The sequence below is a fragment of the Streptomyces sp. MMG1121 genome, assembly GCF_001280015.1.
Classification (GTDB): Bacteria; Actinomycetota; Actinomycetes; order Streptomycetales; family Streptomycetaceae; genus Streptomyces.
In genome coordinates this window covers 1-12,874 of sequence record NZ_LGDV01000107.1, presented here as the reverse complement: position 1 = coordinate 12,874, position 12,874 = coordinate 1, and the positions used below count along the sequence as shown (strand labels likewise).

The window sequence follows — 12,874 nt, the reverse complement described above, 5'->3', positions numbered from 1 at the left end:
GGAGTGGGCCATGCCCGAGAGCGTGCCGGTGCGCTGTCCGGTCTGCCGGCGCGAGCACGTCTACACCGCGCCGGTGTATCCGTGCGCCTGCGGCGCACCCACCGCCGCGGACCTGGATCCGGCCGCCGAGCCGGTCGTGACGGCCCATCGCGCCTGGGACGACGAGTGGATCGCGCTGCCGTGCACCGCCTGTGGCCGCCGCAACCAGTGGCCGCAGCCGGAACTGGGCTGCTCCTGCGGCACGGTCCTGCGCATCCCGGTGACCGCGGGCCCCCCGCCACCACCACCGGCGGCGTCAGCGCCGGAGCGGGCCACCGGAGCCGTCGCCTCCGAGCCGGGTGCCGCCCGCCCCGCCTTCCAGCCGCGCGCCATCCGCACCGCTCGCGACGCCGTCACCACCGCCGCGCTCTATCTGCGCTGGCTCGGCTACCGGGACATCCGCCGGGCCGACCAGCGCCCGCCGAACGGCATCGGGCTCGCCGCGCACGGACTCCTCGCCCAGGTGGACCCGACCGTCCGCCCGGCGGCACCGCGCGACGTGGAGTGCCTGTGGCTGACGGCGATGACGGAGTCCGCGGACTGCGTGTACATCTCGCTGGCCGGCTACACGGACGACGCCCGGCTGCGCGCGACCGCCCTGGGCGTCCCCCTGTTCGTCCTGGACCTCGCGGGCGTCCCCCAGCCGGTGAACGACGCGGCCGACACCCTGAACACCGAGGGCGCGCCGGAGCGGGGGACGCGGGCACGGGACGGGCGGTCCTGACGCACGGAAGGGTTCGTCAGGGGCCGCCCCCGCGCCCCCTCGCTCATCCCCCGTACGTCTCCCGCAGTTCGATCTTGCGCACCTTCCCGGACACCGTCATCGGGAAGGCGTCGAGGATCTGGAGCCTGCTCGGGATCTTGTAGTGCGCGAGCCGGCCCTCGCAGAAGGCGCGCAGGTCCGCCGGGGTGGGCGGGTCGGCGGGGTCCTGCGGGATCACGCAGGCGAGGACCTCCTCGCCGTACCTCTCGTGCGGCACCCCGACGACCTGGACGTCCTTGATCTTCGGGTGGGCGTAGAGGAACTCCTCGATCTCGCGCGGGTAGATGTTCTCGCCGCCCCGGATGATCATGTCCTTGATGCGGCCGACGATCTCGACGTACCCGTCCTCGCGCATCACCGCCAGGTCTCCGGTGTGCATCCAGCGGCCCGCGTCCGCGGCCTCGGCGGTCTTCAGGGGCTCGTTCCAGTAGCCGAGCATCACGCTGTAGCCGCGGGTGCACAACTCGCCCGCCGTGCCGCGTGGCCGGGTGACGCCGGTGGCCGGGTCGACGACCTTGACCTCCAGGTGCGGCAGGACCCGGCCGACGGTGGCGGTGCGGTGTTCGAGGTCGTCGTCGACGCGGGTCTGGAGCGACACCGGAGACGTCTCGGTCATGCCGTAGCAGATGGAGACCTCCGCCATGTGCATCTCGGCGACGACCCGCTTCATCACCTCCACCGGGCAGGGCGAGCCCGCCATGATGCCGGTGCGCAGGGAGGAGAGGTCGTAGGAGGCGAAGTCGGGCAGGTTCAGCTCCGCGATGAACATCGTCGGCACGCCGTACAGGGACGTGCACCGCTCGCGCTGCACCGCCTCCAGGGTCGCTCGCGGGTCGAAGGACGGCGCGGGGATGACGACGCAGGCGCCGTGCGCGGTGGCCGCCAGATTGCCCATCACCATGCCGAAGCAGTGGTAGAAGGGGACGGGGACGCAGATCCTGTCCTGCTCCGTGTACGAGATCGACTCCCCGACGAAATAAGCGTTGTTGAGGATGTTGTGGTGGGACAGGGTGGCGCCCTTCGGGAAGCCGGTCGTCCCCGAGGTGTACTGGATGTTGATGGGGTCGTCGCAGGACAGCTCCGCGTACGGGGCGTCACCGGTCCCCCGCCGGAGCAGCTCCTCCCAGCTCGGGTCGCCGATGTACACGACCTCGCGCAACTCCGGGCAGTTTCCCCGTACTTGCCCGACCATCGCCCGGTAGTCACTTGTCTTGTGGCGCGGGGAGGCGAAGAGCAGGGAGACCCCCGCCTGGCCCAGGACGTACTCGACCTCGTGGGTCCGGTACGCCGGGTTGATGTTCACCATGATCGCGCCGATGCGGGCGGTGGCGTACTGCACCAGGACCCATTCCGGGCAGTTGACCGCCCAGATGCCCACCCGGTCGCCCTTGACGATCCCGGCGGCGACCAGCCCCTGCGCCAACTCCTCGACGGAGTCCCGGAATTGGGCGTACGTCCAGCGCCGCCCCGAGGGCACGTCGACCAGCGCCTCGCGGTCCGGCCAGGTCGCCACGGCACGGTCCAGGTTGGCGCCGATGGTGTCGCCGAGCAGGGCGGTGGAACCGGTCCCGTGCGTGTACGACGGCTGAGAGGTCACCGGAAGTCCTCCTCGCGGTACTCGTTCGCGGAGCCCTGGGCCGTCGCCTCGCGCAGCTCGATCCGGCGGATCTTTCCGGAGACGGTCTTGGGCAGCGCGCCGAACTCCAGCCTGCGGATGCGCTTGTAGGGGGCGAGCACCTGGCGGGAGTGGTCGAAGACGACCTTGGCGGTGTCCGGTCCCGGCTCGTAGCCCTCGGCGAGGACGACGTACGCCTTCGGCACCGCGAGCCGCAGCTCGTCCGGCGCGGGCACCACGGCCGCCTCGGCCACCGCCTCGTGCTCCAGCAACGCGCTCTCCAGCTCGAACGGGCTGATCTTGTAGTCGGAGGCCTTGAAGACGTCGTCCGCGCGGCCGACGTAGGTCAGATAGCCGTCCGCGTCCCGGGCGGCGATGTCGCCGGTGCGGTAGTAGCCGCCCGCCATCGCCTCGGCCGTACGGTCCGGATCGCCGTGGTAGCCGGTCATCAGGCCGACCGGGCGCTCGGACAGGTCGAGGGCGATCTCGCCCTCGGCGGCGCCGGGCGCGCCGGAGACCGGGTCGAGGAGTTCGACGCGGTAGCCGGGGCTCGGCCGGCCCATGGAGCCGGTCTTGAGCACCTGCCCGGGGCTGTTGGAGACCTGGACGGCGGTCTCGGTCTGCCCGAAGCCGTCCCGGACGGTGACGCCCCAGGCCCGCCGGACCTGCTCGATCACCTCGGGGTTCAGCGGTTCGCCCGCCGCCACGACCTCCCGGGGCGGGGTGCGCAGCTGGGCGAGGTCGGCCTGGATCAGCATCCGCCACACCGTCGGCGGGGCGCAGAAGGAGGTCACCCGGTGCCGGTCCATCTCGGCCATCAGCCGGCCCGCGTCGAAGCGCGTGTAGTTGTGGATGAAGACGGTCGCCTCGGCGTTCCACGGCGCGAACAGATTGGACCAGGCGTGCTTGGCCCAGCCGGGCGAGGAGATGTTCAGATGCACGTCGCCGGGTTTCAGGCCGATCCAGTACATGGTCGCCAGATGCCCGATCGGGTACGAGGTGTGGGTGTGCTCGACCAGCTTGGGGCGGGCCGTCGTACCGGAGGTGAAGTACAGCATCAGCGGGTCGTCGGCCAGGGTCGGGCCGTCCGGCACGAACGCCGCGGAAGCGGTGTACGCGTCCTCGTACGGCTCCCAGCCCGGCCCGGGCGCCCCGCCGACCGCGATGCGGGTGTAACCGCCGGGCACCTCGGCGAACTTGGCGGCGTCCTCGGTCCGCGCGATCACGTGCTTCACCCGGCCCCGCTCCACCCGGTCGCCGAGGTCGGCCGGGCCGAGCAGCGGAGTGGCCGGGATGACGACGGCGCGCAGCTTCATCGCGGCCAGCGCGGTCTCCCACAGTTCGGCCTGGTTGCCGAGCATGACGAGGATGCGGTCCTCGGCGGCGACGCCCCGCGCGCGCAGGTGGTTCGCCACCCGGTCGGAGCGTTCGGCCAGTTCGGCGAAGGAGAGCCGCCTTGCGCCGCCGTCCTCCTCGACGATGTGCAGTGCGGTCCGGTCGTTGCCGGAGGCGATCACGTCGAACCAGTCCAGCGCCCAGTTGAAGTGCGCGGGCCGCGGCCAGGTGAAGCCCGCACAGGCGGCCGGGTAGTCCTCGCGGTGCTCCAGCAGGAAGTCCCGGGCCCTGCGGAACAGCTCCGTCGCCGTCGTCATCGGTTGTCCTCCTGTTGTTCCCGACCATTGCCGGGCGGCTCTCTGGCATCGTCTAATCCGTGATGCAGGTCTCACTACCCCCGAACGGGGGTGTGGACGACCGAAGGAGCGGACGGATGACGGCAGACGCGGCGGGGACAGTGGAGATCGGCGGCGCGCTGGCCCGGCTGCGAAGGGCGACGGGACTGCCGGTCGCCTTCGGCGGGCTGCTGGAAGCGGGCCGGCCGCAGATCCGCATCAGCGAGCTGAGCGGCACCCACACGACCTCGCTGCGCGCGCTCGCGGTGACCTCCGGCAACGGGCTCGGCGGCAAGGCGGTGGCGCTGGCCCGGCCCTGCGCGGTGACGGACTACTCCAACTCCCGTCAGATCAGCCACGAGTACGACGTCCAGGTGGCCGCCGAGGGCATCTACTCGGTGCTCGCGGTGCCAGTGGTGGTGCGGCGCCGGGTGCGCGGGGTGCTGTACGGCGCGCTGCGCTCGGCCCAGCCGCTAGGCGACCGCACGCTGGGCGCGGCCATGGCCGCCGCGCGGGACGTGGAACAGGTGCTGGTGGTGCGGGACGAGGCGCGGGAGCTGCTGGTGGCGGCCCGGCCGGAGCCGGCCGCGGCCGGGCGGAGCGCCGCCTGGGAGCAGGTGCGCGAGGCGCACGCGGCACTGAGGGCGCTCGCGCCCCGGATCGCGGATCCCGCCCTGCGGGCGGAACTGCTGGCCGCGTGCGGGCTGTTGACGGCGTCGCGCCCGGCCGGGGGTACGCGTCTGGCGCCACGCGAACTCGACGTGCTGTCCTGGGTGGCGGCGGGGGCCACCAACGCGGCGGTGGCCGAGCGGCTGGGCCTGCGCGCGGAGACGGTCAAGGGCTATCTGCGTTCGGCGATGCGGAAGCTGGGCGCCCACACCCGAGGGGAGGCGGTGACCGCGGCCCGCAGGGCGGGACTGCTGCCGTAGCCCCGTCAGGGCGTCCACGACAGCAGTAAAGAAACCTGCCTATTAAAGCGGGTGGACCTTGATTTTCCCCATACTTGCCATCCTGTTATTTCCCTCACCACGGCTTCCGTCTGAATTTCAAGGATCGTTGCCTAGAATTTGGCCCGAACACGACACACGAGGGGAGCGGTGACCGTGCGACGGGACTTCCAGGAGCCTGCCAAGTGCCGTCCCGACCTGGTCATCGGCCGCGAGGAGCTGTTCGCCGGCGCCCGTGACCAGCTCGCCTCGGGCGGCAGTGTGCTGCTGCACGGTCCCGCCGGAATTGGGAAATCCACCGTCCTGCGGGCATTGGCCGAGGAATACGGCACCACCGCGCGCACCGTCCTGCGCTGTTCGGCGACCGAGTCCGAATCCCACCTTCCGTTCCTGGCCCTCGCCGATCTCCTCGGTCTGGTCCTCGACGACGTCGCCCCGCGACTGCCCGCCGCCCAGCGCACGGCGCTGGAGTCGGCGCTCACCGGCCGCGGCGAGTCCAGCCTGCAGCGCGACGGCCTCGCCCTGCGCCTCGCCGTGCTCTCCGCGCTGCGCGCCCTGGCCGCGCTCGGCGGCGTCCTCGTCGTCGCCGACGACCTGCAGTGGCTCGACCCGGCCAGCGCCGAGCTGCTCGGTTTCGCCGCCCGGCGCCTGGAGGGCACCCCGGTGCAACTGCTGTGCGCGGTGCGCACCGAGGGCCAGGACAGCCAGGAGTACGACCGGCATCTGCGCGCCTGCCCGCCGGGCACCCTCGCGGTCCGGCTCGGCGCGCTCTCGCGCACCCAGGTCGCCCAGCTGCTCGACCACCGCGGCCACGGATCGCTGCCCCGCTCCACGGTCCGCGAGATCCACCGCACCAGCGGCGGCAACCCGCTGTTCGCCCTGGAACTCGGCCGCGCGCTCGCCGAGAGCCCCACCCGGCCCCGGCCCGGCGAGCCGCTGCCGGTGCCGACCTCGCTGCGCGCCCTGGTGCTCAGCCGCCTGGACATGCTCTCCGTCGAGGCCCGCCGCACGCTGCTGGTGGCCAGCGCCGGCGCCCGCCCCACTCCGGCGCTGCTGCACGCGGCCGGCCGCGAGAACGCCGAGGCGGAGTGCGCCCAGGCCGCCGAACTCGGGCTGCTGGCCACCGAGCCCGACGCCCCCGCCGTACGGTTCGCGCACCCGCTGATCTCCGCCGCGCTGTACGCGGAGGCGCCCGCGCCCGAGCGGCGCGCCGCGCACGCGGCCCTGTCCACGGCCGCCTCCGACCCGATCGAGCGGGCCCGGCATCTGGCGCTGGCCACCACCGGCACCGACCCGGGGGTGGCCGCCCGGCTCGGCGAGGCCGCCGCCCTCGCCCGGGACCGGGGCGCCCCCTCGGTCGCGGCCCAGCTGGGGCTGCTCGCCGCACGGCACACTCCCGCCGACGGCGTACCGAGCCAGGAGGAGCGCCGGCTCCAGGCCGCCGAGGACGCGATCACGGCGGGCGAACTCGACCTGTCCCGGGACATCGCCCGCGAGGTGCTGTCCCGGGCGGCCGTGCCCGCCGACCGGGTGCGTGCCTGGATGATCGTCATCGACAGCGCCGGGCACACCATGGCCGAGGTCGACGCCGTCTTCCCGCAGGCCCTCGCCGACGCCGGGGACGATCCCCGGCTGCTGGCCCTCGTGCACTACCAGCTGGCCTGGCGGGCACTGATCGTGGCGGGCGACTTCACCGAGGCCCGGGAGGCCGCCGCGCACGCCGCCGAGCTGGCCGCACGCGGCCGGGAACGGCGCACCGAACTGCTCTCCCTCGCCTTCCAGGCCCAGACCGAGACCCTGATGGGCCATCCGGAGGCGCCCCGGACCATCGAGCGCGCGCTGAAGGAGCCGCAGGACCCCCGGGTGGCCTGGCACCACAACGGGGCGGGCAGCGCCCGGTTCCGCTGGCTGGTCATGGGCGACCAGCTGGCCGAGGCCCGGGCGACGGTCACCGCGCTGCTGCGCGAGGTGCGCCGGCGCGGCTCGGTGGAGAGCGAGGTCCACTTCCTGCGCGGCCTGGCCGAGACCGAGCTGCGCGCCGGGCACTGCGGTCGCGCCCTGGAGCTGGCCCGCGAGAGCCTGCGCCTGGCCCGGGACTCGGGGATCGGCGAGACCGCCTCGGCGATGCTCACCTCGCTCGCGGAGGCCTCCGGCGGCGATGTGGACCGGGCGCTGGCGCTCGCCCGGGAGGCGGTGCAGCACGCCGAGGAGGACGGCGACCAGATGTACCTCTCCCGGGCCCTGGGCGCGCTCGGACACGCCCAGTTGGTGGCCGGGGACCCGGCGGGCACCGTGCGCTCGCTGCGCCGGGTGCGCCGGCTGGAGCTGGGGCTCGGCATCACCGACCCGGCGCGCGGCCGCTGGCAGGGCGATCTCGCCGAGGCGCTGGTCCGTACCGGTGAACCCGCTCAGGCACAGGCCGTCATCGACGTCAGCCGCGAGCACGCGCTCCGGCTCGGCCGGGAGAGCGTACTGGCCGTCCTGGACCGCTCCGAGGCACTGGTGCGGGCCGCACAGGGCGAGCTGGAGGCCGCGGTGGCCCAGCTGACATCCGCTCAGGACCGGCTCGGCAAGCTCGGCTACGGTCTGGAGGAGGCGCGGGCCGCGTTCGCGCTGGCCCGGCTGCGGCCGCGGCGGCCCGGCTCGACGTCGTCGTACGACGAGGCCACCCGGATGTTCCGCCGCTGCCGGGCGCTGCCCTGGCTGCGCCAGGTGGACGAGGCCCTCACCGCCCCCGAGCCGGAAGCGGCGCCGGCCGCGGCGGACGCCCTGGACGCGCTCGGTGTGCTGGCCGCGATGGAACGTCAGGTCGCCGCGCTGGTCATGGAGGGGGCCACCAACCGGGAGATCGCCGCCCGGCTGTTCATCAGCGTGAAGACGGTGGAGGCGACCCTGACCCGGGTCTACCGCAAGCTGGGGATCCGATCGCGGGTCGACATCGTCCGATTGGCGGCGGCTCACCGCGCGAAGTGAGGACGTGGCGGGTTAACTGAGGCGGACCGAGGGTTTTCCCTCACCCAACCCCCTAGGGGGTTCCCTCATTGGGAGCCGACCGTTCCGGGTCCTAGCGTAAGGGCTGTGCCGCTCGCCCGGGCACACGGGGGTCGGTCCCGCGACCCCCGTGCCACACCACCCGTGCGACCCCCCACCGGTGCAACCCCACTGAGGAGACTCATGTTCGGGCTCACACGTGCCAGAAAGACCGCCGCGATCCTGGTGGCCGGTGCCGCCGCCGCGGCGACCGGGCTCATCGCCTCCCCCACGGCGAGCGCCGCCCCGCAGCCCATCGTCGGCGGAACGACCACCACGACGACGGCGTACCCGTTCGTCATGCAGATCACGGACGCGTCCGGCAACCAGTTCTGCGGCGGCACCCTGGTGGCCGCCAACAAGGTCGTGACCGCCGCGCACTGCATGGCCGGCGAGTCGACCGGCAGTGTCCGCGTGGTCGGGGGCCGCACGTATCTGAACGGCACCGACGGCACGGTCAGCAAGGTCAGCAAGATCTGGGTCAACCCGAACTACACGGATGCCACCAACGGGAACGACGTGTCCGTGCTGACCCTCGCGACCTCGATGCCGTACACCCCGGCATCGTACGTCTCCTCCTCCCAGACGGGCGTGTACGCGGCCGGCAGCACGGCCCGCATCCTCGGCTGGGGCACCACCTCGGAGAACGGCGGCTCCTCCAACCAGCTGCGGACCGCGACCGTCCCGGTCGTGGCCGACTCCAGCTGCAAGAGCTCCTACGGTTCGGACTTCGTCCAGTCCGACATGGTCTGCGCCGGATACACATCCGGCGGCGTTGACACCTGCCAGGGCGACAGCGGCGGTCCCCTGCTCATCGGGGGCGTCCTGGCAGGGATCACTTCCTGGGGCGAGGGGTGCGCGGAGGCGGGTTACCCGGGTGTCTACACCCGGCTGACCACCTTCTCGGACCTGGTGACCACACAGGTCAACTCGTAACAGGTAGATACCAGGGCGGCGTTGCGGGCCACCACGAGCGGCCCGCAACGCCGCCCTCTCCATGCTGTACGGCGCTGAACCGTCCGGGGGGTGGCTCAGCGCCGTACGACGGAGGTTCCCGAAGGGCTCGAAGTCGTCCCTCAGCCTGCCCGGTCACGGCCGCGAGGCCGGGCACCTCCCGGATATCCTGCTCGCATCTCGCTGGGTGATCCCGCCGTACGCAGGCCAGACCGAGAGGCAGCCGATGTCCGAGCGCTTCAACGGCAGGAACGGCGGCCGCAAGTCCGTGTGGCGCCGCGCCGTCCCCCCGGCACCGCCGCCCGCCGCCGGACCAGCCGGCACCCCGCCCGCGGATCCGGCCGGTCCGGCGAGCATCGTGGAGGCGGTGCTGTACCGCGACGGCGTCCGGGTCTCCTCCCCCGCCACCCTGGCCGAGACCTTCCGGGAGCTGCGCGAGCAGCCCGCGGGCATGGCGTGGATCGGCCTGGCCCGCCCCACCGCCGACGAACTCCTCTCCCTGGCTGCCGAGTTCGACCTCCACCCCCTCGCGGTCGAGGACGCGATGGAGGCGCACCAGCGGCCCAAGCTGGAGCGGTACGGCGAGACGCTTTTCGTCGTACTGCGCGCCGCCCGCTATCTGGACGCCCCCGAGGAGGTCGACTTCGGCGAGCTGCACGTGTTCGTCGGCCCGGACTTCCTCATCACGGTCCGGCACGGCGCGGCCCCCGACCTGTCGGCGGTCCGCCACCGGATGGAGGACTCCCCCGAGCTGCTGGCACTCGGCCCGGAGGCGGTGCTGTACGCGATCCTCGACGCGGTCGTGGACGGCTACGCCCCGGTGGTCTCCGGGGTGCAGAACGACATCGACGAGATCGAGACCGAGGTCTTCCGCGGCGACCCCGAGGTCTCCCGCCGTATCTACGAACTCTCCCGCGAGACGGTCGAGTTCCAGCGCGCCACCCGCCCGCTCGTCAGCATGCTGCACGGCCTGATGGCCGGCTTCGCCAAGTACGAGACCGACGAGGAACTCCAGCGCTACCTCCGCGACGTCGCCGACCACGTCACCCACATCAGCGAGCGCGTCGACGGCTTCCGCCAGGCCCTCACAGAGATCCTCACGGTCAACGCGACGCTGGTCACCCAGCAGCAGAACGCGGAGATGCGGGCCCTGGCGGAGGCGGGGTTCGAGCAGAACGAGGAGGTCAAGAAGATCTCGTCGTGGGCGGCGATCCTGTTTGCTCCGACGCTGGTCGGGACCATCTACGGAATGAACTTCAGCCACATGCCGGAACTGCACTGGGGGTTCGGATACCCGTTCGCGATCGGGCTGATGGGGATCGTGTGCGCCGGTCTGTACCTCATCTTCAAGCGACGCGACTGGCTCTGAGCGGCGTCCAGGGACGTGCGGGACAAGGAGCACTCCCTGGGCCGTCCGGGCCCTCACCCCGGCGCGGGAATGCGGTCGCACACCGACTGGAGCCAGGTCAGGCCGTGGGCCAGACGCAGGGAGTCGAGGTTCTTCAGCAGGGCGCCCAGGTGGTCGGGGTGGGCGAGGTACTCGATGGTCGCCTCGGCGAAGGCGTCGCGCACCGAGGGCGGCATCGCGTCGGAGGCGTCGAAGCAGTGCACCGCTCGGTCGTCCAGGAGGGTCGCGGCGAGGGTCCGGTGCCAGTCGGCGCCCCGCGCGGAGGGGGAGGGCTGGGCCTCGGGGCTGACGGAGAAGCCGGACTCCCGGGCGCTCCAGGCCCGTTGGGCGTCGGCCGAGGCGAGGTATCCGATCAGGGTCTTGGCCGCGGAGGTGTCGTGCAGCAGGGCGACCAGGTCACCGGAGACCTCCCAGGCGTCGACGGTCCTCGCCCCGGGGATCAGCCGGGCCGAGGGCTCGTAGCGCCCGTCCGCCCGCTTCCACGGGTCCTCGTTGCGGATGAACGACGCCTGGTGCTCCAGCGTGCAGCCCCGCGGGGTGCGGGTGAGCGGCTCGGACGCCTGCTGGTACGGGGTCTTCAGTGCCCGCCGTACCAGCTCGGGGTCGCCTCCCGCGCCCACCATGCGGCCCCAGGTCGTCCAGGCCCCCTTGACCTCCTGGGACTGCCAGGGCAGTTCGCCGCGCACCCAGCGCTGGTACGCGTCCGGGCCGGACCGCTGGAGCAGGATGTCCTCGATCCAGTCGGTACCGGGCCAGCCGCTGGTCGCACCGGAGCCCATGCCGACGCACCACTGGCCGGGCTCGCGCGCGGCCTCGGTGCGCTGTCGCTCGCCGGTGCCGGCCGGATACCAGACGATGCTCTTCAGGTCGGCCTTGAGCGGGAACCAGTACACGTGCCCGTCCAGCGGGGTGGTCCAGGACGCGCCGAAGCCGTCCCGGGGCAGGAGGCCGTCGAGCTGTTTCAGCTGCCCCTGCCGGGCGTAGGACGCGAGTTCGCCGGGCCCGGTCAGCACCACCACGTCGGGCGGTGTGCCGGCCTCGACGTCGGCGCCGAGCACCTGGCTCTCGGCGGAGCTGCCCTGGTAGTCGACGTGGATGTGGTGCGCGCGCTCGAACGGATCGAGCACCGTCTCGCGGAAGTTGCGTTCGTCCGTGCCGGTCCAGTTGGCCAGCAGGGTGACGGTCGGTTCCTGCCCGAGGGCGCGTACGCCGGCGACGAGGGCCGCCGCCAGCAGGATCAGGCAGCTCGCCACCACGGTGACGGTGCGGGTACGGATGCGGCGCGGGGCGGCGGCCGGTGCGGGGCCGCTGTGCGGGGCGCTCACCGCGGCCTGAACCGGTAGTCGTCGATGTGCCGCCGCAGTCCTGTCTCGGCGAGGGTCATGAGCAGGATGCCTCCGATCAGGATGCCCACCGCGGCCGACGCGCGGAAGCCGGTGTGGGCGAGGTACGAGGTGGTGTGCCGCCCCGCGTCGGTGATGAGCTGCCCGGTCAGCGGGCGGTCGAGCAGGGCGCGGGTGCGCGCCATGCCCCGGTGCGTCCATGCGGTGAACAGCAGCGCGGTGCCGACCCAGGCGACCAGCAGGGTGCCCGCCGCGAGGAGTCCGCGGTTGTAGCGGCGCCGGAAGCGGCGGCGCAGGAAGAGCTGGGTCTCCAGCAGGGCCGTGGCGAGGGCGACGGCCAGCAGCAGGGTCATGCTCCAGCCGAGCCACAGCCACGGCCCGAACGAGGTCTGGCGGTGCACCGCGGCACGCTGCTGTGTCCGCAGGGCCGTCAGCCGGGCCTGGATCCCGGAACCCTGGTCCGTCAGCACGCTGGTGGCGTAACTGAGGTAGGCCTCGCGCAACACGCTGTCCGCGGGCTGGAGTTGGGCCTGCTGGACCTTGACGGCGTACACGGTGATCAGCCCGGCGACGGTCTGCAGGGCCTGCCGCCCCGCCGTGCCCCCGACATCGTCCCCGGCGGCTGCCGCGAGGCTCTGCGCGGCAACCGAGATCTGCTTCTGGAAGTCACTGGTCGGCGCCGCCGCACCGGCATCCTGCTGGGCCTGCCCGAGCGCGTACAACGCGGTGTCGATGGACAGCACGGCCGGGGCACTGGAGGTACGCAGCGGGTCGGCATCACCGTGCACCCCTTCGTACGACAGGAACAGGGCCAGCGTCAGCAGCGCCGACAGAGCCAGCAGCAACCGGTGGCGCACGGCGAGTTCGTGAGCGGTGCCACTGGCACCGGCACGACCGGGGCGAAGGCGCCGGATCAGACGGTCGAGGGGGGCGAGGGGGGCGAGCGGCTCGCCGGGGGCTGGAATGCCCCGGACCGGCATGGCCGGGGCCGGAGCGCCCGGGAACACGGCGTCGGAGGGCGGGGCGCCGGAGGCCAGGGTGCCGTGGGCCGGCGTGCCGGGGGGCGGGGTGCGCCGGGCCGGTGTGCCGGGGGTCGGTGTGCCGG

Annotated in this window: 9 protein-coding genes; 5 read left to right on the top strand and 4 right to left on the bottom strand. The window is 73.0% G+C overall.

Annotation, left to right across the window (positions count from 1 at the left end; translation table 11 throughout):
* Nucleotides 1-10: 10 nt before the first annotated feature.
* Complete coding sequence (locus ADK64_RS10535) at nt 11-763, top strand: hypothetical protein (RefSeq protein ID WP_199829563.1); 753 nt, start codon at nt 11-13, stop codon at nt 761-763.
* Between the two features lie 43 nt (nt 764-806).
* Here the strand turns inward: ADK64_RS10535 and ADK64_RS10530 are convergent, their stop codons facing one another.
* Nucleotides 807-2,399: an AMP-binding protein gene (locus tag ADK64_RS10530; RefSeq protein WP_053657430.1), complete on the bottom strand. Its 1,593-nt coding sequence runs from the start codon at nt 2,397-2,399 to the stop codon at nt 807-809.
* Nucleotides 2,396-4,069: an AMP-binding protein gene (locus ADK64_RS10525; RefSeq protein ID WP_053657428.1), complete on the bottom strand. Its 1,674-nt coding sequence runs from the start codon at nt 4,067-4,069 to the stop codon at nt 2,396-2,398. The genes ADK64_RS10530 and ADK64_RS10525 overlap by 4 nt, the downstream gene beginning before the upstream one ends.
* 284 nt (nt 4,070-4,353) lie before the next feature.
* Between ADK64_RS10525 and ADK64_RS10520 the strand changes: the two genes are divergently transcribed.
* The 4 genes from ADK64_RS10520 (at nt 4,354) to ADK64_RS10505 (ending at nt 10,387) form a co-directional block, all read left to right on the top strand.
* The gene (locus tag ADK64_RS10520) at nt 4,354-5,016 is read left to right on the top strand and encodes a LuxR C-terminal-related transcriptional regulator (RefSeq protein ID WP_420712955.1); all 663 of its coding nucleotides are present in this window, start codon (nt 4,354-4,356) and stop codon (nt 5,014-5,016) included.
* Nucleotides 5,017-5,184: 168 nt separating this feature from the next.
* Nucleotides 5,185-8,007, top strand: a complete 2,823-nt coding sequence (locus ADK64_RS10515) for an ATP-binding protein (RefSeq protein ID WP_053657423.1) — start codon at nt 5,185-5,187, stop codon at nt 8,005-8,007.
* Between the two features lie 201 nt (nt 8,008-8,208).
* Nucleotides 8,209-9,000: a S1 family peptidase gene (locus ADK64_RS10510; protein ID WP_053657421.1), complete on the top strand. Its 792-nt coding sequence runs from the start codon at nt 8,209-8,211 to the stop codon at nt 8,998-9,000.
* Between the two features lie 244 nt (nt 9,001-9,244).
* A complete protein-coding gene (locus ADK64_RS10505; protein ID WP_234384522.1) occupies nt 9,245-10,387 on the top strand; it encodes a magnesium and cobalt transport protein CorA in 1,143 nt (380 codons plus the stop codon).
* A 53-nt stretch (nt 10,388-10,440) separates the two neighbouring features.
* Here ADK64_RS10505 and ADK64_RS10500 read toward each other — a convergent pair whose 3' ends face one another.
* Both ADK64_RS10500 and ADK64_RS44825 read right to left on the bottom strand, forming a co-directional pair.
* On the bottom strand, nt 10,441-11,751 hold the full coding sequence (locus ADK64_RS10500; RefSeq protein WP_053657418.1) for an extracellular solute-binding protein: 1,311 nt from the start codon (nt 11,749-11,751) through the stop codon (nt 10,441-10,443).
* Nucleotides 11,748-12,776: a hypothetical protein gene (locus tag ADK64_RS44825; protein WP_234384529.1), complete on the bottom strand. Its 1,029-nt coding sequence runs from the start codon at nt 12,774-12,776 to the stop codon at nt 11,748-11,750. The genes ADK64_RS10500 and ADK64_RS44825 overlap by 4 nt, the downstream gene beginning before the upstream one ends.
* Nucleotides 12,777-12,874 lie beyond the last annotated feature (98 nt).